This window comes from Companilactobacillus sp. HBUAS56275 (genome assembly GCF_036913655.1).
GTDB classification, from domain to species: Bacteria; Bacillota; Bacilli; order Lactobacillales; family Lactobacillaceae; genus Companilactobacillus; species Companilactobacillus pullicola.
Genome location: NZ_JAYKKK010000007.1, coordinates 24,934 through 51,191 on the forward strand (window position 1 = coordinate 24,934; position 26,258 = coordinate 51,191).

Annotated in this window: 24 protein-coding genes and 1 pseudogene; 13 read left to right on the forward strand and 12 right to left on the reverse strand. The window is 36.8% G+C overall.

The features are described from left to right. Window positions 1-6 precede the first annotated feature (6 nt). The 3 genes from U8526_RS11895 to U8526_RS11905 all read right to left on the reverse strand — a co-directional run bounded on the left by U8526_RS11895 (window position 7) and on the right by U8526_RS11905 (window position 5,525). On the reverse strand, window positions 7-1,920 hold the full coding sequence (locus U8526_RS11895) for an OPT/YSL family transporter (protein WP_334342185.1): 1,914 nt from the start codon (window positions 1,918-1,920) through the stop codon (window positions 7-9). A gap of 866 nt (window positions 1,921-2,786) precedes the next feature. Next, window positions 2,787-4,106 carry a PTS sugar transporter subunit IIC gene (locus tag U8526_RS11900; protein ID WP_334342186.1) on the reverse strand — a complete coding sequence of 440 codons (1,320 nt, stop codon included), beginning with the start codon at window positions 4,104-4,106 and terminating at the stop codon, window positions 2,787-2,789. A gap of 36 nt (window positions 4,107-4,142) precedes the next feature. After that, window positions 4,143-5,525: a glycoside hydrolase family 1 protein gene (locus tag U8526_RS11905; protein WP_334342187.1), complete on the reverse strand. Its 1,383-nt coding sequence runs from the start codon at window positions 5,523-5,525 to the stop codon at window positions 4,143-4,145. Window positions 5,526-5,683: 158 nt separating this feature from the next. Here U8526_RS11905 and U8526_RS11910 point away from each other — a divergent pair, with 158 nt between their 5' ends. Continuing rightward, window positions 5,684-6,409, forward strand: coding sequence for a GntR family transcriptional regulator (locus U8526_RS11910; protein ID WP_334342188.1), 726 nt, complete (start codon window positions 5,684-5,686; stop codon window positions 6,407-6,409). A 58-nt stretch (window positions 6,410-6,467) separates the two neighbouring features. Here U8526_RS11910 and U8526_RS11915 read toward each other — a convergent pair whose 3' ends face one another. Continuing rightward, the gene (locus U8526_RS11915; protein ID WP_334342189.1) at window positions 6,468-7,490 is read right to left on the reverse strand and encodes an LCP family protein; all 1,023 of its coding nucleotides are present in this window, start codon (window positions 7,488-7,490) and stop codon (window positions 6,468-6,470) included. 153 nt (window positions 7,491-7,643) lie between these two features. On the opposite strand from U8526_RS11915, the gene U8526_RS11920 reads away from it, so the two are divergent. Next, window positions 7,644-8,132, forward strand: coding sequence for a cysteine hydrolase family protein (locus U8526_RS11920; RefSeq protein WP_334342190.1), 489 nt, complete (start codon window positions 7,644-7,646; stop codon window positions 8,130-8,132). A gap of 44 nt (window positions 8,133-8,176) precedes the next feature. On the opposite strand, the gene U8526_RS11925 is transcribed toward U8526_RS11920, so the two are convergent. The 3 genes from U8526_RS11925 to U8526_RS11935 all read right to left on the reverse strand — a co-directional run bounded on the left by U8526_RS11925 (window position 8,177) and on the right by U8526_RS11935 (window position 9,850). Then, on the reverse strand, window positions 8,177-8,446 hold the full coding sequence (locus U8526_RS11925; protein ID WP_334342191.1) for a hypothetical protein: 270 nt from the start codon (window positions 8,444-8,446) through the stop codon (window positions 8,177-8,179). 126 nt (window positions 8,447-8,572) lie between these two features. After that, window positions 8,573-9,127: a hypothetical protein gene (locus U8526_RS11930; RefSeq protein ID WP_334342192.1), complete on the reverse strand. Its 555-nt coding sequence runs from the start codon at window positions 9,125-9,127 to the stop codon at window positions 8,573-8,575. 396 nt (window positions 9,128-9,523) lie between these two features. Next, window positions 9,524-9,850, reverse strand: a complete 327-nt coding sequence (locus tag U8526_RS11935) for a thioredoxin family protein (protein WP_334342193.1) — start codon at window positions 9,848-9,850, stop codon at window positions 9,524-9,526. 162 nt (window positions 9,851-10,012) lie between these two features. Between U8526_RS11935 and U8526_RS11940 the strand changes: the two genes are divergently transcribed. After that, entirely contained in the window at window positions 10,013-10,282 is a 270-nt protein-coding gene (locus U8526_RS11940; RefSeq protein WP_334342194.1) for a metal-sensing transcriptional repressor, read from the forward strand. A 54-nt stretch (window positions 10,283-10,336) separates the two neighbouring features. On the opposite strand, the gene U8526_RS11945 is transcribed toward U8526_RS11940, so the two are convergent. The 3 genes from U8526_RS11945 to U8526_RS11955 form a co-directional block, all read right to left on the reverse strand. After that, a complete protein-coding gene (locus tag U8526_RS11945) occupies window positions 10,337-11,608 on the reverse strand; it encodes an L-cysteine desulfidase family protein (protein ID WP_334342195.1) in 1,272 nt (423 codons plus the stop codon). 351 nt (window positions 11,609-11,959) lie between these two features. Further along, a complete protein-coding gene (locus tag U8526_RS11950) occupies window positions 11,960-12,661 on the reverse strand; it encodes a VIT1/CCC1 transporter family protein (RefSeq protein WP_334342196.1) in 702 nt (233 codons plus the stop codon). A gap of 15 nt (window positions 12,662-12,676) precedes the next feature. Further along, window positions 12,677-13,366, reverse strand: a complete 690-nt coding sequence (locus U8526_RS11955; protein WP_334342197.1) for a VIT1/CCC1 transporter family protein — start codon at window positions 13,364-13,366, stop codon at window positions 12,677-12,679. A gap of 735 nt (window positions 13,367-14,101) precedes the next feature. Between U8526_RS11955 and U8526_RS11960 the strand changes: the two genes are divergently transcribed. The 5 genes from U8526_RS11960 to U8526_RS11980 all read left to right on the forward strand — a co-directional run bounded on the left by U8526_RS11960 (window position 14,102) and on the right by U8526_RS11980 (window position 17,548). Beyond that, a complete protein-coding gene (locus U8526_RS11960; RefSeq protein WP_056953150.1) occupies window positions 14,102-14,566 on the forward strand; it encodes a Fur family transcriptional regulator in 465 nt (154 codons plus the stop codon). Then, window positions 14,559-14,981 (forward strand): arsenate reductase (thioredoxin), encoded by a 423-nt coding sequence (gene arsC / locus U8526_RS11965; protein ID WP_334342198.1) that lies wholly within the window; start codon window positions 14,559-14,561, stop codon window positions 14,979-14,981. Before U8526_RS11960 ends, arsC begins: the two co-directional genes overlap by 8 nt. Before the next feature lie 187 nt (window positions 14,982-15,168). After that, window positions 15,169-16,077, forward strand: coding sequence for a metal ABC transporter solute-binding protein (locus tag U8526_RS11970; RefSeq protein ID WP_334342199.1), 909 nt, complete (start codon window positions 15,169-15,171; stop codon window positions 16,075-16,077). 2 nt (window positions 16,078-16,079) lie between these two features. Next, on the forward strand, window positions 16,080-16,745 hold the full coding sequence (locus U8526_RS11975) for a metal ABC transporter ATP-binding protein (RefSeq protein ID WP_334342200.1): 666 nt from the start codon (window positions 16,080-16,082) through the stop codon (window positions 16,743-16,745). Next, the gene (locus tag U8526_RS11980; protein ID WP_334342239.1) at window positions 16,745-17,548 is read left to right on the forward strand and encodes a metal ABC transporter permease; all 804 of its coding nucleotides are present in this window, start codon (window positions 16,745-16,747) and stop codon (window positions 17,546-17,548) included. The genes U8526_RS11975 and U8526_RS11980 overlap by 1 nt, the downstream gene beginning before the upstream one ends. Before the next feature lie 464 nt (window positions 17,549-18,012). Here U8526_RS11980 and U8526_RS11985 read toward each other — a convergent pair whose 3' ends face one another. Next, on the reverse strand, window positions 18,013-18,444 hold the full coding sequence (locus tag U8526_RS11985; RefSeq protein WP_334342201.1) for a Fur family transcriptional regulator: 432 nt from the start codon (window positions 18,442-18,444) through the stop codon (window positions 18,013-18,015). 62 nt (window positions 18,445-18,506) lie between these two features. Continuing rightward, a pseudogene (locus U8526_RS11990) lies at window positions 18,507-19,919 on the reverse strand (MFS transporter). Window positions 19,920-20,154: 235 nt separating this feature from the next. Here U8526_RS11990 and U8526_RS11995 point away from each other — a divergent pair. The 5 genes from U8526_RS11995 to U8526_RS12015 all read left to right on the forward strand — a co-directional run bounded on the left by U8526_RS11995 (window position 20,155) and on the right by U8526_RS12015 (window position 26,160). Then, the gene (locus U8526_RS11995) at window positions 20,155-20,847 is read left to right on the forward strand and encodes a response regulator transcription factor (RefSeq protein ID WP_334342202.1); all 693 of its coding nucleotides are present in this window, start codon (window positions 20,155-20,157) and stop codon (window positions 20,845-20,847) included. Further along, a complete protein-coding gene (locus U8526_RS12000) occupies window positions 20,844-22,223 on the forward strand; it encodes a sensor histidine kinase (RefSeq protein WP_334342203.1) in 1,380 nt (459 codons plus the stop codon). Before U8526_RS11995 ends, U8526_RS12000 begins: the two co-directional genes overlap by 4 nt. Before the next feature lie 896 nt (window positions 22,224-23,119). Continuing rightward, window positions 23,120-24,622: an AMP-binding protein gene (locus U8526_RS12005; RefSeq protein ID WP_334342204.1), complete on the forward strand. Its 1,503-nt coding sequence runs from the start codon at window positions 23,120-23,122 to the stop codon at window positions 24,620-24,622. A gap of 3 nt (window positions 24,623-24,625) precedes the next feature. Further along, a complete protein-coding gene (locus U8526_RS12010) occupies window positions 24,626-25,435 on the forward strand; it encodes an ABC transporter permease subunit (RefSeq protein ID WP_334342205.1) in 810 nt (269 codons plus the stop codon). Beyond that, entirely contained in the window at window positions 25,435-26,160 is a 726-nt protein-coding gene (locus U8526_RS12015; protein ID WP_334342206.1) for an ABC transporter ATP-binding protein, read from the forward strand. Before U8526_RS12010 ends, U8526_RS12015 begins: the two co-directional genes overlap by 1 nt. Window positions 26,161-26,258 lie beyond the last annotated feature (98 nt).

Below are 26,258 nucleotides of genomic sequence, written 5' to 3' on the forward strand. Positions count from 1 at the left end.
CCTTACTTATTTTGCTTCCTTTTTAATATTTAACAATGGAATGATAACGGCAATCACTAAGACTGCTAATAAGATCAATCCCATTACGTTACTGCCGGCAAAACCAGCGGGAACCTTGTCGCCAAGTACTCCAGTAACATGTAGGATAATCCCAATCAATCCAATAATTGAACCACCAGCAATTAAACCTGATGATAGACTGACACCGCTTTGAATACGTCTGTCTTTCAACTCTTTATTCTTTGTTACCTTATCGATCAATAATTTGATCAAAGCACCAACTAGAATAATTGAAGTTGTTGAAATTGGTAGATAGAATCCTAAAGCAACAGTCATAATTGATAGACCTAACATCCAACAAACAATAGCCATAACGACACCGATAATAATCATAATCCAAGGAAGATTTCCTGACATGATTCCGGTTGTCAATGTAGCAATTAAGTTAGCTTGTGGCATTCCGAATGGTGGATTTGAACCTGTGATCTTTAATTGAGGTTCAAGAATTACAGTTGTTCCGACTACGACAATAACACCGATAATGGCAGCAATCATGAAGTACTTCATCATTTCTTTCTTATTACCACCGATAACATAATCGACTTTTTGTGTCTGCATATAAGCACCACCAACAGAAATGGCAGTAACAATAAATACACCAAATAGTAGAAGAATTTGATTATCAGCATTGCTCTTCCAGCCAAAGATAACGAAAACTAACGTCATAATAACTAGTGAAGCAATCGTCATACCTGAAACAGGTGCGTTAGAACAGCCAATTGTTCCGGCTAGTCTAGCGGAAACAATAACGAATAACATTGCCAAAATAATAGCTAAAATACCACCTACAATGGCCATCAAAATATTTCCTGATACAAAGAAACCAACGACAAAGATAGCAATAACGGCAATAACTAATGACCAAATACCTAACATATTACGATCTTCGCTGCTGCCATTTCTAGCATTCAAAGTCTTTTTAATAGATGTAACAATAACTGGAATCAATTTTACAGCTCCGACGATACCACCACAGAGCATCATACCGGCACCAATATATTTGGAATATGAACCAGCAACTTGATCAACACCCATTTGATTTACAGCAAGTGCCACATCATTCCAATCTTTAGCATTATTTCCAGCCATCTGCGTAAAGTTAGCAATCAATGGTGTGATGGCAAAATTGGAAAGAATTGAACCAGCAAACATTGTCAACGCAACATCCAGTCCAACAACGAATCCAATACCAGCTAACATTGGGTTAACTTCCGTCGACATCTTCCAACGATAGAAAGAATTACCAACATAAGTAATTGTACTGTTGACCCAACCAAAGACTTGCGTCGTTAGCAAGGTCAAAATACCACCAATTCCAAAACCAATACCCATGAACTTCAATGAGTCACCACCAGCTTCTGAAGCAACTAAGGCTTCAGAGATAGCCATTGATTCTGGATAAACTAATTTTCCGTGCTCTTCAACTACCAAGTAGTTCTCAACTAGTGAAGCAGTACCGATAGCAAATAATACCGCTAAAGCACCAACTATAACCCCGGATATGAAGTTGACACGACCGCCAATAATTATGATAGCGGGTAAAACGTAAATCATCCCACTGGCAATTGATTCACCACCACTGGACATCCCTTGCAGAAGATTCTTGCCTAAAATACCCTTCTTCTTAGCAAAAGCTGCGATCAAACCAGAACCAATAATTGATCCCGGAATACCTGCAGCAACTGTTAAACCAGCCTTCATACCTGAATATGCTGTTGAAGCTGCAAAAATAACTGCTAAGATGGCACCCATGATCATGACAACAGAACTGCCACCGTGATTATCTTTATCGGTTACATATGGTACGTACTTCTCACCTGAAATACCACCATATGCCGATTGAGACAGGCTCTTTTTCATCTTAAATGCCTCCCCTAACTAATTGGGTCTCTATATAATTCCAAAGTCATTGTGAGAAGAAATTTATTTACAATAGAATCACGGATATACTCATTATTAAGAACTAAACTAGTTTCAGTATTGACTAAATTTTATAATTTCAGCACTACCCCATCCAACTTTTTACTAGTTTTTTCAATGATTATAGTCGTTAAATGCACGCCTCTCCTTACAACGCTTTCATTTTCATGATAACGGTTGCATTTACAAAAATCAATAGAATTTGTGACGTAGTTCACATCTGTCACCGTACGTTTTTCCGAAATAAATTCACAAGTGTTCACCATGCATAAACACTTGTATTCCCTATTTGATATGTAATTACTGATATCACAACATTAGTTAAACTTTAATAATTTTAATCTTATGATTGAATATATTAGTCATTTACTAATCAAGATATTTTTATCACAATCTTTTTTCATTCAAAGATACTCTTTAATTTTCATATATTTGTTACTTTACTTGAAAAAGTTCAACGTTATAACGACGATTTAAGATTGATTTGACGCTTTTCTATTGAGACGTATTTTTCTCTACTGAAATACGTCTAGATAATCATTTGTTAAAAACTTATATACATAATTTTGACTTTGCTCAAATTTCGAAATGATGATTTCTTAGCAAATCCCTCTGTTCTTGTTCATTAATCAAAAAAACGAGCAGCTTTTGTTTACTCGTCATTAAGAGTTGGCATATTTATTTCACGTTCACAAAATTTTATCAAAATAAAAAAATATTTTATTCTAACTTTGCTTTTCTCTACAAAAAAATACCCTATGAATTTAAAATCCATAGAGTATAAATTAAGTGACTATAATATCTAATTATGCTTCTTTAACGTCCATTCCTTGGTTTTCTTTTGCAAGAACCTTATCGTTGATCATAACGAATGGAATATAAACTAGAACGCCCAAGATGAAGGTAATCAATTGAATAACAACAGCACGCCAGTCACCAGCAGTGGCTAGAAAGGCACTGAATCCAATTGGTGTCGTCCATGGAACTTGAATAACACATGGGTTCATCCAACCTAAAACAGTTGTTACATAACTAATTACAAGACCCATAACAGGTACAAGTACAAATGGGATTGCTAGTGAAATGTTATAAACGATTGGGTAACCGAAGATAACAGGTTCGTTAATATTAAAGAATCCAGGTGCAATTGATAATTTAGCAACGTTCTTAGTTACGGCACTGTGTCCAACTAGGAATGTGGCAACTAGTAAACAAAGTGTTGAACCGGAACCACCCATCAAACCATAAGTTTGAACTTGGGAAACGTTGATAATATTAGGAATAGCTTTACCAGCATTATATGCGGCAATGTTTTGTGTAATATTGATAATCAAAAGTGGTTCTAGAATTGAACTGTAAATAACTGATTGGTGAATACCGAATAACCAGAGTAAGTTACCTAGTGAGTAAAGAATAATAACTCCCCAGATACCTGTTCCGATATGACGGAGTGGTTCTTGGATGAATGTTGTGATCAAATTGATCAAATTCATTCCTGACAAGTTGTAAAGTAGTGCTGAAATAATAGCTGAACATGATAAAACAATAATCATAGGAATCAAAACATCAAATGATTTACCAACAGCTGGTGGTACATTTTCACCTAAGTGAACTTGTAACTTCTTAATTCTAGAGATTCTGACAAAGGCTTCAGTAGCAATCAAACCAACGATAACACCGGCGAACATTGCTCCTGTACCCAAGTTAGTAAATGGCAAAACAGCTGAAATATCGACTGTTTTTTTAGCGCCATCTGGAATCAATTTAACTGTATTTGGCATCATAGTTACCAAAGCAGACATTGATACTAGAGCAGCAGAGATTGGATTATCAAAGCGTCTGTTTTTAGCTAAACAATAACCAATCATAGCTGCAATTAAAATACCTGAAATATTTAATGTCGCATTACTCAATAAAGTTCCCCAATATTGAACGTGCAACAATGTCTTACCCTTAAAAATCCAAGTAAAGACTGTGTTATTTAATAGAACCGCTAATCCAGCAAGGATATAAAGCGGCATGATAGTGGCAAACGCATCACGTAATGAACGTAGATGAATTTGAGCACCCATTTTAGCTGCAAAAGTCGCAAATTTATCTGCAGCTTTTGAATTCTGTAATGACATACTTTCGCCCCCGAAAAAGTTTTTTAACTTAGATACTTACTTCAAATCTGACAAATCACCTCCATTCGTTTCAATAACGTGTTTCAACCACCAATAACTCTTCTTTGGTACACGTTTCATATCTTTAAGGTCATGATTTGTACGGTTGACGTAAACTGTTCCGTAACGCTTGTCCATATTTCCACTAGAACTAGGGATATCAATCAATCCCCATCCCAGATAACCTAAGACTTCAACGCCGTCTTCAAAGATTGCGTCTTCCATAGCTTGAATGTGGTCACGGTGATATTTGATACGATAGTCATCGTTTATCTCACTACCATCAAACTCTTCACGAACACCGATTCCGTTCTCAATTGGAAACATTGGTACACCATATTCGTTGTAGACTTTTGTCAAGATATCTCTAAATCCTAATGGATCAATTTGCCAACCAAATTCTGATGTTTCCAAGAAAGGATTCTTCTTAACGCCTTTATCAAGGTAATAATTAGGAATCGTTCCTTCAGGAACCATTTCAGCACTGATCGTATCACTACGGTAATAACTGAAAGCAATAAAATCAGATGTTACTTTGATCAAAACTTTATCATCATCTGGTTGATAATCCATATCGATATTGTGGTTCTTAACAAAAGTCAAAACTTCATTTGAATAACGTCCATAAACGAATACGTCCAACAAATTACGGTTAAGAAATTCATTGATTTGGCGAGCATATAAAATATCTTTAGGATTTGGTGATGCTGGATAAACTTCACTGTATGCCAACATCCCACCGATTTGACAATCCGTATTTTCATGAATGTAATTAGCTACACCAACATGGGCCAACATAACGTGATGACTAATTTGATATAGTTCATCGTCAGTTTCGTCACCTTTTAAGTAACCGGCAATTCTGAAGGCCTCGCTCATGGAATAAAGATTTTGTTCATTAAATGTAATCCAATATTTTACACGATCTCCAAAACGTTTAACCATTTCAGTACTATAACGAACAAATGCATCCACAACGTGACGGGACAAAAAGCCATTATATTTCTCTGCCAAATTCAATGGCATATCGAAATGATACAAACAAATCATCGGTGTAATATTCTTGGCTATTAAGGCATCGATCAATTTGCTATAAAATTCAATACCCTCTTCGTTAAAGTCTCCATCACCAGTAGGATTTACACGGCTCCAAGAAATTTGGAAACGATAGCAGTTCATTCCTTGTTTAGCCATTAAATCAAAATCTTCATCGTAACGATGATATTCATCAATTGCATCGTGCCAATCAGAAGAATTTTCAGTTGCTGGTCTTACATCATAAACGGATTTACCTTTACCGCCAACATTCCAAGCACCCTCAGTTTGCATACTTGAAGTTGAATTACCCCAGAAGAAGTTTTCCGGTAATTTATTTGTCATTTTTTTCACCCCACGTTTTTTGAATACGTTTACAGTATACAATATTTTTTAATTATGTAAACACTTTCTTTTAAAAAAGTATATACTTTTAAAATAAAGCGAAAAACTTTTATTTTCATGCTAAACTTAGGGCGAAGAGAGTTTTAGGAGAGAAAATCATGGCTTACAAATATAAAGAAGTCGCTGACGACTTAAGAAATAAGATCAACTCTGGGAAATATGCACCTGGGGAATTGATGCCCGATCAAAATCAAATTGCAGCAGATTATAATACAACCAGAATCACTGTTCACAAGGCCCTTCAGCTTTTAATGGTTGAAGGTATGGTCTATTCAAAACGTGGATCTGGAACATTTGTTAGAAAAGACTACAGTCCTGAAAAGAATTCTAGTAAGTTTGGAAAAGTATCTCCCATTGACAAACCTTTTGGAGCTACCTTAACTAATCAGGGCAAAAAAGTTACTAGTAAAGTATTGGAATTATCGGCTCGCATCCCTACTACTAAGGAAGCTGATCAACTCATTATTCCTCCAACAGAACCTGTTTATGTCATTCGTCGTGTTCGTTTTGTTAATGGCGAAGTTTTTGCCTACGAGCACACAATTATGCCTACCTCCATCACAACCCTAACTAAAGAAGTCCTAGAGGGTTCTATCTATGGTCATCTTCAAGAAGATGGATTGAGTATTGAAGGATCACATAGAATCATTAGTGCTGGAGCTGCTGATGATGAGGACGTTAAAAACGGTATTGCCAGTAAAGTTGGCGAGCCTGTTTTAGTTATCAAACAGCTGAGTTATCTAGATGACGGTCAACCATTTGAAATTTCTGAATCACGTTTTCCATATAAGACTAGTGAATTAACAGACGATATCACACTATAAGAAAAAGCCAGTACAACAACCATGAACTTATGGTTGCCATACTGGCTTTTTTCAATTTCTAATATGTGCTATTTGTATAATGCGTTGTATCTAAGCCAAACGTATCATAATCAATATCATCTTCGTCAGCGAAGAATTTTTTATTTTTAGCATTTAATTTTGTTTCTGTATTATTTAGAGTCTTAGGTTCCAATCCTAAGTTATCTCTTAAGTTATTAGAAGCATTTTGCATAGTTGAGGTTGGCAAAATTTGATAAGAACTTTGATTGATCCAGGCTGTCTTACCTTGAATCTGGTTGAAGTCCATGTTGTCAGCACTGCTATGATATTTCATGACAATTTCATTGATTTCTTTTGAAGTTAAATCGGTACTTATATCTTTACCCAAATCTTTAATTAAATCAGGAATCTTAACTAAATATTGTGGAGACTCCAACTTCTTAACAACTGCTTTCAAAACTTGTTGCTGTCTAATTTGACGTCCGTAGTCGCCACGTGGATCTTGATAACGCATTCGAGCGTATGTTAGAGCTTCTTTACCATTTAAATGATGAGTTCCCTTGGGAATCGTTACCCCATCAAAGGAAACTTTCAAATCACTTTTAACAGTCACACCACCAACAAAATCAACGGTCCGTTTCAAAGCATCCATATTGATTGCGACGTGATAGTCGACAGGAACACCTAATAAACTACCGACAGTATCCTTGGCCATATCCGACAGGCCAATATTGTATGCCGCATTTATTTTTTGAACGTTCTTTTGCTTATCACCGACCATTTCTGCCAATGCATCACGAGGAATTGAGTAAGCTACCGTATTCTTTTTCTTCGGATTCAAAGTCAACAACATCATGGTATCTGAATTACCACGATCCACACGACCGTCGGCTCCCGTATCAGCCCCCAAAAGTAGGATTGAGAATGGCTTACCCTGACTGATTTTCTTAGAGACACTAGTCTTATTCGTATCTAACGAATTCAGTGCTTGTTGCGTCCGATAAACAAATACTCCCCCTATTGCTAGAATGATGACTAGGATTATACCTATAATAATAGAAAATATTTTTAGTTTTTTCATTTTTTTACCTTAAATTTTATTATTTTCCATTATAAAACGAATCAACTGCTGTCGCCAATTTTTTAAAGGTGTTCAATTCAACCGATATCGCTTCCAAATTGACTACGTTAATGTTAGTCTCAGGTTAGAAAAAACTTTAGGGGAAGTGATCTTATGCCAAAGATGGCTGAAGCACTTTTAGTTATAGATATGCAAAAAGCTCTCCAATATAGTTACAATTTTAACGACTTAATTAACAATATTGATCATCGAATTTCGGAATATCGTCAAGCTAATCTACCAATTATTTTCATCCAACACCACGATCAAGACTTAGAACGTGATACTGATTTGTGGAAATTATCTGACAAATTGGATAGAAAAGATGACGACACAGTTATTGAGAAAACTCATCCTGATGCCTTTTATAAAACGAACTTAAAAGATGTCCTTAATGAAAATGGCATCAAGACTCTTGAGATTTGCGGAGCCCAGACAGAATATTGTTGTAACGCAACGATTACCGTGGCTCATGATTTAGGTTACAAGATAATTATGGAACACGACATGACGACTACTTTTGATAATAATTATATGATTGCCGAAGATACTATTTCGTTCTTCGAAAATACTTGGGATCAAAAGTACGTAGCTTTCCAGTAAAAAAGAAGAGACAGGTACATAACTAATACCTTGTCTCTTCTTTTTTATGCATATGTAGCATTGCTATGGATCAATTCATAACCATTCAAGTTCAATCTGCCTAAAACTTGATTAATGGTATCATCTGGAAATGCTGCTTCAGGTTTTTTAACTAGATAAAATTTCGATAGATCATCCGCATCTATCCAGCGTCCTAATCTGGTTAGTTCTGAATACTGCTTTGGATCGAATTCAACTGAGCGTCCAAAATCAATAGTAATGATTTCACCCTCAAACCAACTGATTCGTCCAACTGTCTTTGGTACACCATCCATTATTCATCATCCCTTTGAATAAATTATGTAACCGTTTTTCTATATGACAATATACCACGTTTCAGTTAGTAATTACGGTCAAATTCGAAGTATTCGTGATTATTTGAACGAATATACTAAATATCTTTATGCATTCTTCAAACTCGAGAAATCACCCATAAAAGTATTGATCTCTTTGACAGCTTTTTCCTTATCATAAGCATAATCTCTGGCAGCGTTTAAATAAATTTGTTTGCCATCTGTAGTTGTAATTTCAATTCCGACAGGATTCTTCATCATTGATAAACGTGAATAGAAAATACTGTAAGCATTGGAAAATGGAACCATCGAAGGAAGTTGGGTTTGATCTTGAATATTTCCCATTAATTGAACAGACTTTATCTGTTCCTTTTTTATTGTCTCCATTTTTGCAAAGCTGGGGAAAAATATCATACTTACACGTTTAGCTGGACTTGCCATATTATTATATTCAAGTTTCTCCCCATCGAATTGCCAATAACTAAATAATGCAGGCAATTCTGAATAATAATGAGCAAATATAATACTAAAGAAACAAAGACCAACGAAAAGTCCAATCAGACCATTTCCAGAGATGGCATAAGCTGCATTTCCTGGAATAAATCCGATAAGTAAACTAATCAATAATGGTCTAAAATTAACTTTCTTACCAAATTGCATCATAGTGATCGCCTCTTGCTGTTTTTACGAGATCATTATAGCACCAGTCTTTGTAATCGATTACAATTAACTTTTGATTTATTTTTACGTGCCAAGTATAGACATTAGAGCAAAAAAAATAGACAAATCCGCCTACTGATTTGTCTATACTTTGTTGCTTTATATTCGTCTATTATTTAGTGTATTTCTTATTTTTATTGGTTTAACAATTTTTTTAGGAGGGATTGGAGCCTCTGATTGGAATAACCATTGTTCTATGCAATATAGTGGAAACGAGCTGCGTAAGGGCAACCTCCTGTGGTTTGCTACAGAACTGAAATTGCCCGCAAAGTACGCGTGCGATTCCAGTTCTTAGGCAAATCCTCGGAGGCTGGGCGCCCTTACTACGCTCTCTGTTCTCTACATATACTTTTCCAATTCCAAACGGAACTTCTCTTCTGGTTGATAACCAACCATGCGTCCTACTACGTTACCATCTTTCTTGATGATAAATGTAGGGATTCCTTGGATTCCAAAATTATTTGGTGTATCTGGATTGTGATCTACGTTCATTGATGTAAACTTGATCTTATCACCTAACTCATCTGTTGATGATAACTTTTCAAGAATTGGGTTCATCATTTTACATGGAGGACACCAGTCTGCATTAAAATCTGTAATGACTAGGCCTTTGTTGGTCTCGTCATTGAATGTCTTGTCTGATAATTCTGTAATATTAGCCATCATTCAATCTCCTTCTCATCTCTATGTATTTCAATATACCCCTAGGGGTAATATTTGGCAACAATTTTGTTTTATTAGTATTTATAAGAAAAATAATGTAATTATTTGCCACCCGGTACCCGCATAGGTATAATTGCTATATGAAATCTATTTGGGAGGTTACTAATGACTCAAACGCCCGAAGAAATTGCTAGTAAAAAAATCACTAGTCGTCTTAAACGTTCTCGTGGTCAACTCGATGCTGTGCTTCGAATGATGGACGACGGTAAGCCTTGTGATCAGGTCTTAATGCAATTATCTGCCGTTAAATCAAGTGTTGATAAAGCCATGAAACTGGTTATGGCTCAAAACATTCGTCGCAACAGTAATTGTCAAGATGCCCAACAATTAGAAGAATTACAAAAATCATTGGACTTAATGTTAAAGACTAAATAGTCAGCGAACAATTTTATTAAAATAACCTGTGTCTTAATTGGCACAGGTTATTTTTTACTTATTCATCATAATATTCAAAATCACAGGATCAGTTTCTTTTAATCCTTCTGTTCCCAGTACTCCTAGTCCTTGAATCGTTGCATCTATATCATCGCAAACCAAGCCGTTACTAGAAGGGATTACAATACCTTTTCTAGCCAATTGTGTTGCTCGATACATTGAAGAAACTGCGCTGGCCACTTTCATTGCACATGAACAACCGGCACCGTCACAAACCATTCCTACGGAATCACCAACCATATTCTTTATTGCCATACAGGCTGCTTCATAATCATCTTCTAACAAATACATTACTCCAGCTGCTGCTCCCATGGCAGCCGAATCAGCTGCACAAAACGCTGATAGCACTGGCAAAAAAGCATGGATATAAATTGCAGTCAAATGTGATAATGTCAGAGCTCTAATTAATTTTTCATCATTAACATCTAGATTCTGTGCTACGACCCAGACTGGCATTGTTGCAGAAATACCTTGATTACCGGAACCAGAATTGGACATTGCTGGCAACGTTGCTCCACCCATTCTGGCATCCGAGGCCGCTACTGTATAAGTTAAGATCTGATTGTCTAACGTTCTATTATCATTGATCAGTGAACATCCCAATTGCAGACCATATTTATTATGTAGACCCTCATCAGATAAGGCTACATTTAAATCGGCCGCCTGTTTCATAAAGCCTATTTTGTCGATCGGTACGTTTGTAGCAAAGTCCCAAATATTTTTGAATTTTTCAGTCTGCATATAAAGTTTAATTTCTGATTTAGCATGTGGTGCGGGAGGATCTTTTTTAAAAATAACTTCCCCATTCTTCTCAATACGGAAAATATTTGTATGATCACCAGCTATCCATACTTGGACGTTTTCAGACCCACTTGTTATTTTCACATCTACATATAAGTCATCCGGAACCTGAGCTAGCCTAACCTGTACTTTTCCGGAATAAGCTAATCGTTTAATCTCTGGAATATCATCTTGCGTTATACCTGCGATTACTTTTAGTTTGGCCTCTGGATCTCCTATCAGAGCCCCTGCAGATGCAGCTATTTGCAATCCTGGTTCTCCCGTACCAGGAACGATTACAGCTGTCGCATTCTTCATAATATTTAATGAGACATTGACCTCAATTTTATCCACAACCCCATCGGATAAATACTTCATACAATTCGCAGCTCCATATGCAACTGCCACCGGTTCTGTACAGCCTGTAGCTGGAACTACGCCTTCATGTAATGCTTGGATAAATTTTTCAGTACTTTCTTCATTCATAATTAAAACCCCGCATTCTAATTATTTTCGACCTGTCATACCAAAAATATCTTTGTAACCGTTTACAGTATAACAACTATGTGATTCTTTTAACACAGTCTTGGCTTAATATACTAAAAATAGGATGGAAACCTCAGAGTAAAAATCTGAATTCCATCCTATTTCTTCATTTATTTGTTGTATTTTCTATTTTTAATAACCATGGTTCTATGCAATATAGTGGAAACGAGCTGTGCAGGCCAATTTCCTATGGTTTGCTACAGATCTGAAATCATCCGCAAGTTCGGCGGATAATTCCAGGTCTTAGGCAAATCCTCGGAAATTCCCAGGCCTGCTTCGCTCTCTGCTCTCTTACAACATTAATCCAACGGAATAATGTATTGCCATGGTAATAATTCCTACGATAACATTTCGAATAATAGCGGTCTTAACTAATCCATCACCTAACTTAGCACTTAAATATCCTGTAAGTGCAACTGACAATGTGACGGCCAATATTGTTCCTGGCCATTTGATTGCTGATGGTAATAGTGTCATTGCTACTAATGGGAAAATACCACCTGAGGCAGCTGATACTAGTGATGAAAATGCTGCATCCCATGGGCTCATGTAATGTCCTAGTTGCAGGTCATACTTCACTCTGACTACTGTTCCTAAAGCATCCTTTGACATTAATTCTTTAGCAATGCTGTCGGCGGTTCCTTTTTTTACACCACGTTCTATATAGTAGTTTGCTACTACATCTAATTCATCTTGATAATTAGTTTTAATCAATTCACGTTCTTTTTCAATTGCAGCTCTTTCAGTATCTTTTTGAGAGCTAACTGAGGCATATTCCCCAGAAGCCATTGAAAAAGCACATGCCAAAAGGTCTGACAGACCGGCAATGAAAATAGTAAAGGTATTAGTTGTCGCAACGGCCACTGAAAATAGCACTCCGACAACGGTTAAGATTCCATCATTTGATCCTAAGACACCAGCACGAAGGGTATTCGAACGTTCGGCCATGGTTTTCTTTTGTTTCTTTGGTTTTGAAATTGACATAGTTTTCATATTTCTTCCCTCCTACTAATGTGCAAATAGTGATCCAATCGCATAAGTTACCAACATTGTTAATAATCCTGAAACAACATTTCTAATGACAGCTTTACCACGTTTGGCACCACCTAGAGTAGCAGCGGCATATCCAGTAATCACTAAGGCGATAATAACAGCAATCACAGTCGCAAGTAATTTAATATCTTGAGGAAACATTGTAATTGATACTAAAGGTAAAATTGATCCTGTTGGGAACGAAATCATCGAAGCCAATGCCGCTGCGATGGCACTTGTTTGTTCCTTAGGATTGAAGCCATATCTTTCACGAACTGCTACATCTAAAGGATCATCGCTCAACATTTCCGTTGTAGCTTGAGTAGCTAATTCTTCCGAAATCCCAGTTGCTTGATACTTATCGCGAATGTAGCCAAATTCTTCATCATAATGACCATCAAGTCTTGCGGATTCCTTTTCAATAGCACGTTTCTCGGTATCACGTTGCGTACTTACAGAAACCCATTCACCCATAGCCATTGAAATGGTTCCAGCTAACATACCAGCGATTCCTGATAGAAAAATAGCATGATTATTACTTTGTGCACTGGCAACACCAATAACGATTCCGGCAACGGATATAATTCCGTCGTTAGCGCCCATAACACTGGCACGCATTACGTTAATTTTTTCAGCTAAACTTTGTTTCTTCTTTGTCTTAGGCATAGTGCTCACCCCTTAAGTTTCGGTTCTTACTCAAATTCGGTTGTAGTTGTGTTCTTGCCGTCCTCCACAACAAGCCCGATTGGTCTGGAACGCTGTGGACACTGATTTGAGCCAATTGAAGTTCACAATTGTCTCAAATTCAGGTCTTTTACTAGGTGATAAATCACCAAGTAAAATTTCACGGCTGAGACCAATCGGGCTTGTTGCTCCGGACTAATATGCTATTCTATTATTTGTTTATTTCTAAAATTCTAGATAAAAAATAGTATCTAATAACAAATCTAAATACACTTATATCTTTATAGAAACAGAGATATAGTCGTTCGTAGAAAATCTGTGGGCCCTAAGTGGCGAAATTCTACTTAGCCTGCGAAGCAGGGTTAGTAGAAGACCGAACTTGGAGATCCATGATTTTTCGCGAAGTGAAAAATTATTAGCTTCAAGTCGTGTCCGCCACGTTCCAGCGGCCCACAGATTTTCTACGAACGACGGGCATACTTAAACCACATCAGTTGATATCGGCCATAACTGTATTTGAGTAAAAATCTAATTTTTTGTTACATTGGAATGGTTCTCATCTGTTAACGAGTACATCGTAACTCTTATTTTCTGAAAAGTAAACTATCTTATGTCAGTAAAGCGATTTCATAAATCAAGCTTAAAATATTGTCATTATCCGAACTTTAGTAATATAATTACTTTGTAATGATTCTCAAGTAGAAAGGAAGATTGCTCATGGCTAGTAATGCTGTAATGGAAGAAACACTACAAATCCTTAAGGATCACAAGCTTCGGGTTACTCCCCAACGTCACATTATTTTGGCTTACTTAGTTAGCCATCATAATCATCCTACTGTTGAAATAATTCGTGATGCCTTAGGTAAAGAATTACCCAATATGGGTGCATCCACGATTTATAATACCCTCAATACTTTTGTTGACCACCATTTAGTCGTGGAACTGCAAAATGGTGATGGAAGTACCCACTATGATTACTTCGGTACACCCCATTACCACGCCATTTGTACGAACTGCGGACGAATAGTAGACGTTACGTACCCAGGTTTCAGCGATACCGAAAAGGGTCTTGAAGAAAAGACGGCTGAGATTTCTGGATACATGATTTCTGGTAACCACATGGAAGTTTATGGTCTCTGTCCTGAATGTCAAATTAAACTAGGAATAAAAAATAATGAATAAAAAATTGTATTTTCTTTGTTCCGGAAACTCCTGTCGGAGTCAAATAGCTGAAGGTTATGCCAAGAAGTATCTGCCCGATTGGGACGTGAGAAGTGCTGGCGTTCGTGTCGATGGTTTAAATAAACGTGCTGTTAAAACCATGGCTGAAGATGGAGTTGATATTTCCCAACAAAAATCTAAATTAATCGACAATGACTTTTTAAATGATGCTGACATCGTCATAACCCTTTGTGGTGAAGCACGTGATAAGTGTATTATTCCCCAATCATCTCGCTGGTTGCATTGGCCTATTAATGATCCTGCCCAAAGCACTGGTAGTGAAACAGATATTATGAATGATTTTCGTGATGTCCGTGAAGATATTAAAAGTCGTGTTATTGAATTAGCCAAGAATATCCAGAGTTATTCTGAATAAAATAAATAAAGCCTGTCAAATTTTAATTATTAATTTGACGGGCTTTTTTATTGGGTTTCAAATGTTTTCTATGCTATAAAAGGTTAAAGCCAATGGCATTTTTAGTAAATGATAAATTTTACCATTTACATTAAGAGGAGCTTAATTTATTATTGAATAGTAATATTTATCATTAAGGAGTTTTAAAATGCATTTAAAAAGATATCGTCTGTTAAGTTTCTTTCTACTTATTTTTCTACTCATTTTATCTGGCTGTTCCAGTAAAGCAGCCACTAATAAAGATAGCGGTTCAAAAATAAAGATTGTGACTACCACTGATTTTTACGCCGAAGTTGCAAAAGCCGTAGTTGGTGACAAAGGAACTGTTACTTCCATCATTAATAATCCTGCCATTGATCCTCACGACTACGAGCCCACTACCAATGTGGCCAAACAAGTTAGTAACGCTGACATCACGGTTGCCAACGGTTTAGGCTATGATTCTTGGATGAACAAGTTGAATCAAGATGATAACAGTACTTTCATCAAAATTGGTGAAAATGTTATGAATAAAAAAATCGGCGACAATCCTCATATTTGGTACGAACCACAAACAATGCCGAAATATGCTAAATACTTAGCCAAAGAATTAGCCAAAAAGTATCCTGATGACAAAACTTATTTTGAAAATAACGCTCAAAAATACATCAGCACCCTGCAGCCTGTTCAAAGAGAACTCACTAAATTACGTCAAAAATCTCAGAGTTCCAAAAATAAAAACGTTTATGTTAGTGAACCAGTTTTCGATTACTCATTAAAAGCAACTGGCTTCAAAGTCACCAACAAATCTTTTGAAAAAGCGATTGAAAATGGCACCGACCCTACTCCAGCTGACATCAAGAAAATGAACGAAGGAATTAAGAATAAACAGATCTCTTTCTTCGTTCTCAACACCCAGACAGACAGTAAGATCATTAATAATTTTGTCAAAAAAGCTAAAGCTAATAACATCCCCATTTTAAAGGTCACAGAAACTTTACCTAAAGATAAGACTTATAAGCAATGGATGTTATCGCAATACAAGCAACTCAATCAAATACTACAAAGCGAGAAATAACTATGATCAAAGTAGAAAATTTATCAAAAAGATTCGGTAATCAACTAGTCTTCGAAAATCTTGATTTTCAAGTCAATGATGGCGAATTTATCAGTCTAGTTGGACCTAATGGTTCCGGTAAAACCACTCTTGTTAAAATAATTATTGGACTAGAAAAGCCTTCTGGTGGTCACATTGAAACTTCCAATCAAACTATTGGATACGTTCCACAGTTCCGAAATATCGATTCAGATTACCCTTTGAGTATTGAACAATTTATCAGATTAAATTTAAAGATAACCTTAAATCCCGAAAAACGTCAGCATAATAATGAGTTGATCAAAACAATTCTTCAACGAACTGGATTAACTGAAATTAAGGATCGACCTTTAGGATTAGTTTCCGGTGGTGAAAAGCAAAAAGCCTATTTAGCACAAGCTTTATTAAATGATCCTAAAACTTTGATTCTCGATGAATCTACTGCGAGTCTGGACGTTGAAGTCAAGAACCAACTGATGGATCTAGTCCAGGAATTGAACCGTAAATATCATCTGACAGTTATTTTCATTACCCATGATTATGATTTGACCAAGAAATACACCAGTCGGGCTCTCCTATTCAAAAATAAGACCGTTGAACCAATTGATGTACAAGACGTTTCTGAAGATATGTTTGAGATGGAGGAATAATTTTTATGTTTGAATATGAATTTATGCGACAAGCTTTTATTGCCAGTACTTTTATCGCTATAACGGCTGGATTAGTTGGTGTTTTTGTAGTTTCACGAAATATGTCTTTTCTGTCCCACACCTTATCAGAAATCGGTTTTGCCGGAGCATCATTCGGAATTCTAGTTGGTATTTCGCCACTAGCAGGAATGATTCTCTTCACCTTAGTCAGTTCAATTGCCGTAGGAAGTTTGAGTGCAGAGTCCTCCAGACGTGAGGCCTCTATCAGTGCCATTTCCTCGTTATTCATTGGTTTAGGAATCCTCTTCTTATCCCTATCCTCAGAATCAAGCAGTTACGCCACTAATATTTTATTCGGTAGTATCGTTGGAATTAGCGCTCAAGAAGTTCATCAACTGATGATCTTAGCTATATTTGTGATTGTGATCTTTATTTTCTTCTATAAACCGCTATCCTTTGACTCCTTTGACCACATTGGAGCGCAAGCAGCTGGGCTCAAAACAAGATTACTCTCGATAACTTTCTTGATCACCCTAGCCTTGAGTGTCAGCATCGGTGCACAAATTGTTGGTTCCCTACTAGTCTTCGTACTTTTAACCCTTCCAGCAGCCACCGCAAAATATATCGTCCACTCAGTACCAAAAATGATTGCTGTTTCAGTAGGATTATCTCTAATCGGCGTTTGGTTAGGCTTATACCTAGCTTTCATTACTAATTGGCCCGTAACCTTCTTCATCTCAGCTTTTGAAGTAATTGCTTACTTTTTAGGTTTATGCTATAAGAATTGGAAACTTAATCATTAAAGATTGATGTGCTTAAAGTGCCGGCCTCCACAAAAAGTACTTCGATTGTTTGGTTTGAGATAAAATATTTAATCCAATATATTTCATTTCAAGATATTTTTCCAAATTAAAAAGACGTTCACTTCATAGATTAAGTGTGAACGTCTTTTTTGGAAGAATAAGAATGATTTATTTTACTTACAAATCAAATTAATATCTATTAAAATTTATAAATTTCAAAAAATATCAATTTCCATTTCTATTTTAGTGAATGGAATACTTCATTAGTCTGGAACAAAAAATATGTGGGCCCTCAGTGGTGAAATTCTACTTAGCTTGCGAAGCAAGGTTAGTAGGAGACCGGACTTGGAGATCCATGATTTCGCACGAAGTGTAAAATTATTAGCTTCAAGTCGAGTCCACCACGTTCCAGCGGCCCACATATTTTTTGTGGAAAACGGGAATCAAAATACATCCCCATCATTTTACGCTTCTTTTTGTTGCAACTTCTTAGTACAGTCAGCGCACAAACCATAAACCTCAATCGCATGGCCTTCAACTGTATAACCAGGCAACTGGTCAGTAAAGAATTCGATTGGACAAGCCTTTAACTCCGTCACCCGACCACAGTTTTTACAGACAAAATGATGATGATGGCGATGTTCGAAATCACACTGATACTTAACCAACGTCTTATTTTTTTCTTGGTATTCAACTAAACCGATACTCTCAAACTCCTTGAGATTGCGATAAATTGTATTGTTACTCATACCAGGATAGAGATTGCGCATGTAATTGACAATATCGTTGATAGCAACGTAATGAATTGTAAAATTTTTGAGATAACTAATTAAGTCTGTTCTCTGTTTAGTCACCTTATAATTATTTTTTTTGAGAATTTCAATTGCTTTTTCCATTTAAGTCATCCTTTTTCAAACTGATCAGTTTGTAGTGTAACACAAACTAACCTAAAAGAACGCTATGTTCTCTTAGTAGCAAATTTTCTCCAAATCATGACAATCAATGATAAAGCAGAGATAGCAATTGCTACATAAAAGACGTGATCGAATGATCTCAAGAAGGATAAACCCAGACTTGGTGTAATATTTTATCCTTTTGGTAATTGCACAAATAATAAAATAGAGGCCATACTGATACCCATCGTGATACCTAAAGTTCTAGCAAATGAAGTGATTGAACCGGCCACCCCCGATAAGCTGTCATCAACAGAACCCATAGTAATTGTATTATTGGGCGGTAAAAATAATCCCAAACCAATGCCATTAATAACAATTGGCGTAATAATCATAAACATGTTCATCGTTCGTGGATACATTGCATAACCAATCTGTGATATTAACAAAATTGCCAAGCCGATAATCGCTAAATTGACCCGATTCCAATGGTCAGTGATATATCCTGCGATTGGTGTGACGACTAGCATAGTTAAAGCTTGCCCCATCAACAATAAACCACTAATAAATGGTGAAATTCGACCATAGCTTTGTAAGTAGAATGGTAACAGGATATTAGACATTGAGTTAACCAACATCGCCAAAAATAGGATAAAAATCGATATCAAATAATCCCAGTTTTTTACCAATTCTGTCGAAATCAGTGACTCGTGAAACTTCTGATCTTGATAAAAGGCTAATAGCGCAATCACACCACCTACTACCAAAAAAATCAGTCCTGTTATAAAAGAACTCATCCCGCTTTGAAAATAAGCACCACTTAAGAAGAATAAAGTTAAGCCAATGGAAAAAATAATTTGCCCCAACCAATTAAATCGTTTCAGTAATGATGACATTTTTTCCAGAGAAACTTTAGGTGTTGGTAATAATTTACGACCAAATAAAATGATTATGATACCCAAAGGCACATTAAATAAGTAAATCCAGCGCCAAGATGCAACCGACAGAATTATCCCACCGATAGCTGGCCCAGAAATAGCTCCCATTGAAATAAACATGGCAATCATTGATAGAGCTTCGCCACGTGATTCATCAGGAAAGTACTGACTAACAATTCCCAGAGAATTAGCCATAATCATCGCGACACCAATAGCTTGAATGGTTCTTCCAATCATAATCATTGGAAAATTAATCGAAAGTCCAGTCACAAGTGAACCTATAACGAAAACTTTGCCACCATTAGTAAATACAAAATTCTTCGAAATCATGTCACCCAAATGACCAAACAAAACAAAGGTTATTGTCGCAACAATCAAACCAATTTGAATGATCCAAGTCGATTGACCATTGCTTATTTTTAATGCTCTAGATATATTTGGTAAAGCTAAATTAGTGCTTGATCCGGAAATAGAAGTCAACAATGAAAAGAAACCTAAGACTAGGATAACCGGCAATTGATCAGTAATTTTGCCTACCATTTTTTGTGAACGCATCATAACACTTCCTAGTTTAAAAAATACCTTATTTACTTCTGTCAAAATAATAATTCCTACTACATTAAATACAATTATCTGGATTAGGATTTTTTTGATAATTAGCGTTAATATCTAATAACTAGGCATTTAACAAATATATGTCATACACAATGGAATTTTTAGCTTTCTTTAATAAAAGGTAGTTATAATGAAATAAATAATTATTGGGAGATTTGTTATGAAAAATACAATTTTGATTGTTGAAGATGAACGTAGTCTTTCAAGTTACGTTAGTAAGGAGTTACAATTTGAGGATTTCAAAACAGTCATCGCTAATGACGGCGTTGAAGCAATGGATCTGTACGAGAAACATCAAAATGACTTACTGTTGATTTTATTAGATTGGATGCTGCCTAAATTAGATGGCATGGAAGTTTTACGTCGTATCAGAAAGCATGATCAGGTGCCTGTTATCGTTATGACGGCTCGTGATTATGTCGGAGATAAGGTGGCTGGCCTCGATAATGGTGCTGACGACTACATTACTAAACCTTTTGAAATTGAGGAATTGTTAGCTCGTGTACGAGTCATCCAAAGACGTGCTGAACACCTGACTGAACCTGATCAAACTTATCAAATTGCTGATTTAATTTTGAATACTAAATCACACCAAGTTACTAGAGACAACGCTATTGTCCAACTAACTAGACGTGAGTATGATCTGTTACTATTCTTCCTACAACACGTTGGTAAAGTCTTTACTCGTGATGAACTACTCGATAACGTTTGGGGTGAAGACTTCTTAGGCCAACAGAACGTCGTTGATGTGTACGTTGGATATTTACGTAACAAAGTTGATGGCAAAAAAAATAAACCTCTAATTCAAACTATCAGAGGTGTCGGCTATTCACTTGAGGATGTGACGGAATGAACGATAGACAGTTGACATATCAAGAGTTAATCAGCAATGGTATTAAGAAATTAGTTATTATTATTACTTTATCAATCAGTGCTTTGATTCTGATTATCGTTGGCGTGCAACAATCACTTCTAACCGTTCATGAAGCTCAGGGACAAATGATGGGTTTAAACCGAGCTAACATCGATGACATCCCAAGTTTTATCCATTGGAATAATCAGAATAACCGTCACTCTAAACAGAATACCGTTATTCGTGTTAAAACTAATAAGTCCTCCATCACTGCCACATCTGGACGCGAAGGCCAAGTTATCATGACTTCATCGGCCTCCAAGAAATTCATTGCCCAGAGAAAATTTAGCGTCTTCGGTAAAAATGTCGTCTACGTAAACGGCTATGGCTTCTTCTTGTTCTATTCACAAAAAGAATCAGATACGACTTACCAAATTTGGGTAAGTTTAAATAAATTGATCAACAGCATGATTTTATTATTGATCATTATTAGTATCGTAGTCTTCATTACCTTAGGATTTGGAACCTGGTGGGCGCAACAATTAGCAGCCAAATTAAGTGCCCCCACAATTCAATTAGTTAATGAAACACGAAGTACCATCAAAGACTCCGAAGTCGACCAACCCACTTTGACCGTGCCCAAGAGTCCTCAAGAAATTCACGAGTTAGGTAATGCCTTTAACGACTTACTAACAGCTCAAAACGAACGACTACAGCGAGAAAAAGACTTTGTTTCCAATGCCTCACACGAATTGCGAACACCAATTGCAGCCGTACGAGGCAATATCAATTTAATTAAACGCCACGGTGACAAACATCCCGAAGTCATACCCGAATCACTCGACTTTATCGATGAAGAATCGCTGCGTATGCAAAATTTAATTGAGAACCTCTTACATTTATCCCGAGCCGACCGAGCAAAGGTTATTTTACAAGATGAGAATTTGTCAGAGATAACTGAACAAATCGGACAACACTATGAAGCATCCATCCCTCACAAGATGAATTTAGAAATCGAACCCGACCTACACATTTCAGGACATTGCGATACCTTGAAACAAATTATCGTAGCGTTATTAGATAATGCCAACAAATATTCCGATGACGATGCACCGATAACCTTGAGTTTGAAGTCCATCGATCACAAAGTAGAGTTATCCGTCGCCGATTTAGGTATGGGTATCCCTGATGATCAGAAAAAACTTATTTTCCAAAGGTTCTATCGAGTAGATACTTCTCATTCAACTGAAATTAAAGGCAGTGGTTTAGGCTTATCCATTGTTTCCCAGTTAGTTAAGTTGAACAACGGCAGTATCGAAGTACTCAATAATCAACCTCGTGGCAGTATTTTTAAAATAACATTTGACGAAATCTGATTCCTTTTGGGAGTTGGATTTTTTTATTTCCACTATAGATTGCCGTCCTCCGCAAGAATTGGGAATGCATTGGAACGCTATGGACACGACTTGGAGCTAATAATTTCGTTCTTCGCACGAAATCATGGATCTCCAAGATCGGTCTTATTGTAATCGGCATAGCCGATAACAATAATTTCATAGCTGAATGCATTTCCAATTCTTACTCCGGACTAAATAACACTTTGATTATTTTACTCGTGATAAATTATTTAATTCGTTATTCTTCGTTTCTGTTCCCTTTTAATATTGATAACTCTGAACGATGGAGCACTATCCTATTAAAATATCACAATTACTTCATTAGCATGCGCTCTCCGAACCCAAGTAAGAACTGACCTAAATTAAAAACCACTATTCCAAGTTCCCAAAATTCAGAAAAAATCCTTAAACTAGAACTACTATTCAACTCGGAGCAACAAGCGGGATTGGTCTCAGCCGTGAAATTTTTCTTGGTGGGTTGCCCACCTAGAAAAAGACCAGTATTTGAGACAATTGCGAACTTCAATTGGCTCAAATCTGTGTCCACAGCGTTCCAGACCAATCCCGCTTGTTGTGGAGAGTGGCATATTTCCACAATCCTTCCTTTTCAGCCCTATCCTCAAGCATGCAGTTTAAACGGCCCAAGCAAAGGAACTCATTCCGGTTTACCTAATATTTGGCCTCGCCCACTACGTGTGCAATTCCAAATACCATGTAAATCCTCGTGAGCTGGGCACCTTTGCTTGGGCCTCTCCCTTTTCTAAGTTTTTCTTATAAAAACCTTATCGAACCTAAGTAGTTGCTCAGCCAACATCCTTGTAAACTATGTTTATTCAATCAAACAACTAAACAAGTGAAAGGACTTGGTATTACTTATGTCAGAACTTACAGAAAGATTAAAACAACAATTGATTTCCGGCTCTTCTCGTCCTTTGATGCAAGATGCCGGCCAGCACTGGTACACAGGTAGTGAACTTAACTTAGAAGAAAGTGTTTGGAAAAACTATTGGCAAAACAAAGGTATCGGTCATAACGATATCGTCTTAGTCGCCTTATCCAATTCCGTTTCCTATTCGATCGTTATCCAGAGTCTTTGGGATATCGGGGCTATCGTTCAACCTATCAATCCTGTATCCACTGAAATTCAAATTAGTGAATTGGAAGATCAATACCATTATTCAGCAATTATCCTTAATGAAAATATTAAAGAACTGTCTATTTTAAAAGATACTTTTACTAATCAGCCACGTTTAACTACTTTACATGAACCAGAAGTTCAAATTTTTATCCGTAACGCACACATCGCGCATCTAAACGAAACTCCCGATGACGATCAACTGGCGGTTATCATGCATACTTCCGGTACAACAGGAAAACCTAAACGCGTTGGATTAACACATCATCAACTTTTAGCCGGAGCTTTCCACGTAATTGATAGTCAGTTACTCACCAGTCACGACAGTACTTTTATCCTGATGCCAATGTTTCATATCAACGCCTTAGTAATTTCCAACTTGGCCACTCGCCTATCCCACGGACAACTGCTTTTCCGTCCCAAGTTCAGTGCCCATCTCTTTTGGAAAGAAGTCAGTAGTGAAAAGGTAAGTTGGATTTCACTCACTCCAGCAATCGTTGCCATTCTTTTACAACGCGACGAACAGCCAGCTGCTAACAATTTAAGATTTCTCAGAACGGCTTCGGCTCCCTTACTACCAAGCACCCACGAAGAGTTTAACCGTCGCTTCAGTGTTCCTTTGATCGAAAGTTACGGTATGACCGAAGCTGCTAGTCAGATCGCTCAAAATCCATTAGATGAACCACTTCAAAATAGTGTCGGTTTACCTGTTGGAACTGAACTAAAAATTTTAGACGAGAATTATCAAGAACTAGGATCAAATGAAATTGGAGAAATTGCTATCAAAGGTGAAAGTGTTATTACACACTACCTCGATCCACAACCTGAAGCTTTTCATGATGGTTGGCTCTTGACCGGAGACTTGGGTTCTCTTGATGAGAATGGTTACCTACAGATTTCTGGTCGTAGTAAAGAAATGATCATCCGCGGTGGTGAAAATGTTAATCCACTGGCTGTTGAGGATTGCCTCAACGTTTTGAAATTTGTTCGCGAAATGGCTGTAATTGGCGTTCCTGACAAAATTTATGGTGAGACTGTCACCGCCGTTATTGTTCCTACTGAAATCAGTCAAGATCATCGACACCAACTTGCATTGTTGAATGAATTAGCAAATGAGCAGTTATTACCTGTTGAACGTCCAACGAAGTATATCTTTAGTAGTCAATTACCAAAGAATGCTACTGGAAAAATTCAACGCACACTTCTAGCTCAAGAAGTGACTCAACAATTAAAGGAGGCCTAGATAATGCAGAATACTCTTACCATCGCGAGGAAGAAACGAAAATTAAGCCTTCCCGTGACTAAACTATTACCATTTCTCTTGCCAATTATCCTGATTCTTTTTTGGCAAGTCAGTTCCTCTCTAGGTTGGTTGTCTAGTTCCGTTTTGCCATCGCCTTTAGCAGTACTCCAAGACGGAATCAAACTAACTCAAAGTGGCGAATTACCTAAAAACCTTAGTATCAGTCTTTACCGAGCTACCGTAGGACTTCTGATCGGTGGTGGAATTGGTTTTATCCTTGGATTTATTAACGGAATGTCCAAAACTTGTCGACTACTATTCGACTCCTCTATTCAAATGTTCCGTAATATTCCCCATTTAGCACTTATTCCATTAATTATTTTATGGCTTGGTATTAATGAATCGGCCAAGATCTCTTTAGTCGCTATCGGAACCATGTTCCCTGTCTATATCAATACTTTCCACGGTATCAGCTCGGTTGATCCGGATTTGATCGAAATGGGAAAATCGTATGAATTATCCAAAAGTCAAATGTTCTTCAAAATTATTTTTCCAGCTGCCTTACCACAAATTCTCGTCGGTATCCGCTACGCTCTAGGTGTTATGTGGACTACTTTAATCGTCGCTGAAACCATCTCAGCCAGTTCTGGTATCGGATATATGGCTAATAATGCTGAAGACTTCATGGATATGGAAACTGTTATTTTATGTATCGTCGTCTACGCCATCTTGGGTAAAATTTCTGACTTAGTCGCAAAGAGTTTTGAAAGTTTACTACTTGATTGGCAAAAAACTGGAAGGAGTAACGTTTAATGAATAAAAATTCAATGATTGAAATTAAAAATGTTAATAAAATGTATCAAGATCTAACTGCTTTGGAAAATGTGAACCTCAATATTAATCAAGGAGAATTCATCGCTTTAGTTGGTATGAGTGGTGGTGGTAAAAGTACCTTACTCCGCTTAATTGCCGGCCTAGAAAAACCAACTAGTGGTTCCATCAACGTTGGTGAAGACAATTCCCGTTCCATTATGAGAATGATGTTCCAAGAAGATAGATTACTTCCCTGGATGAATGTTTTAGACAATTTATCATTTGGTTCAAAAGATAAAAATACTAAAGCACATGCCAAAGAACTATTGGATCTCGTCGAATTAGGCGATTATGCCGACCATTTTCCTAATCAATTATCTGGTGGTCAAAAACAACGAATTGCTCTAGCCAGAGCCCTGATGACTAACCCAAAGGTTTTATTATTAGATGAACCCCTTGGTGCGTTGGATGCTTTAACTAGAAGAAAGATGCAAGATCTAATCTTAGATGTTTGTCAGAAACAACATCTTACAACTATCCTTGTTACCCACGACGTCGATGAAGCTGCACGTATGGCTGACCGTATCGTCGTTATGAAAGAATCTACCAACTATTATGAAGAAGATTGCCCTAAGAATCGTAATGCCGGTCAAATTGGTATCGTTGCAGATCGAGTTCTCAATGAAATTCTCGGTGAAAAGGAAATTCAAAAACAAACTGCTTAAAAAAATCGACCCATTAGAGGTCGATTTTTTAATGAAATAGCTGATAAATATTACTTTCTTCCGGAACATGCTAAACTTACACAAAAGTATGAGGAGGA

Coding starts and splice junctions, on each gene's coding strand:
- U8526_RS12005 (WP_334342204.1), top strand. CDS start 23,120: ATGTCAGAACTTACAGAAAGATTAAAACAACAATTGATTTCCGGCTCT.
- U8526_RS11995 (WP_334342202.1), top strand. CDS start 20,155: ATGAAAAATACAATTTTGATTGTTGAAGATGAACGTAGTCTTTCAAGT.
- U8526_RS12010 (WP_334342205.1), top strand. CDS start 24,626: ATGCAGAATACTCTTACCATCGCGAGGAAGAAACGAAAATTAAGCCTT.
- U8526_RS11940 (WP_334342194.1), top strand. CDS start 10,013: ATGACTCAAACGCCCGAAGAAATTGCTAGTAAAAAAATCACTAGTCGT.
- U8526_RS11930 (WP_334342192.1), bottom strand. CDS start 9,127: ATGATGCAATTTGGTAAGAAAGTTAATTTTAGACCATTATTGATTAGT.
- U8526_RS11955 (WP_334342197.1), bottom strand. CDS start 13,366: ATGCCTAAGACAAAGAAGAAACAAAGTTTAGCTGAAAAAATTAACGTA.
- U8526_RS11935 (WP_334342193.1), bottom strand. CDS start 9,850: ATGATGGCTAATATTACAGAATTATCAGACAAGACATTCAATGACGAG.
- U8526_RS11905 (WP_334342187.1), bottom strand. CDS start 5,525: ATGACAAATAAATTACCGGAAAACTTCTTCTGGGGTAATTCAACTTCA.
- arsC (WP_334342198.1), top strand. CDS start 14,559: ATGAATAAAAAATTGTATTTTCTTTGTTCCGGAAACTCCTGTCGGAGT.
- U8526_RS11945 (WP_334342195.1), bottom strand. CDS start 11,608: ATGAATGAAGAAAGTACTGAAAAATTTATCCAAGCATTACATGAAGGC.
- U8526_RS11950 (WP_334342196.1), bottom strand. CDS start 12,661: ATGAAAACTATGTCAATTTCAAAACCAAAGAAACAAAAGAAAACCATG.
- U8526_RS11975 (WP_334342200.1), top strand. CDS start 16,080: ATGATCAAAGTAGAAAATTTATCAAAAAGATTCGGTAATCAACTAGTC.
- U8526_RS11920 (WP_334342190.1), top strand. CDS start 7,644: ATGCCAAAGATGGCTGAAGCACTTTTAGTTATAGATATGCAAAAAGCT.
- U8526_RS12000 (WP_334342203.1), top strand. CDS start 20,844: ATGAACGATAGACAGTTGACATATCAAGAGTTAATCAGCAATGGTATT.
- U8526_RS11895 (WP_334342185.1), bottom strand. CDS start 1,920: ATGAAAAAGAGCCTGTCTCAATCGGCATATGGTGGTATTTCAGGTGAG.
- U8526_RS11960 (WP_056953150.1), top strand. CDS start 14,102: ATGGCTAGTAATGCTGTAATGGAAGAAACACTACAAATCCTTAAGGAT.
- U8526_RS11910 (WP_334342188.1), top strand. CDS start 5,684: ATGGCTTACAAATATAAAGAAGTCGCTGACGACTTAAGAAATAAGATC.
- U8526_RS11925 (WP_334342191.1), bottom strand. CDS start 8,446: ATGGATGGTGTACCAAAGACAGTTGGACGAATCAGTTGGTTTGAGGGT.
- U8526_RS11985 (WP_334342201.1), bottom strand. CDS start 18,444: ATGGAAAAAGCAATTGAAATTCTCAAAAAAAATAATTATAAGGTGACT.
- U8526_RS11900 (WP_334342186.1), bottom strand. CDS start 4,106: ATGTCATTACAGAATTCAAAAGCTGCAGATAAATTTGCGACTTTTGCA.
- U8526_RS12015 (WP_334342206.1), top strand. CDS start 25,435: ATGAATAAAAATTCAATGATTGAAATTAAAAATGTTAATAAAATGTAT.
- U8526_RS11970 (WP_334342199.1), top strand. CDS start 15,169: ATGCATTTAAAAAGATATCGTCTGTTAAGTTTCTTTCTACTTATTTTT.
- U8526_RS11915 (WP_334342189.1), bottom strand. CDS start 7,490: ATGAAAAAACTAAAAATATTTTCTATTATTATAGGTATAATCCTAGTC.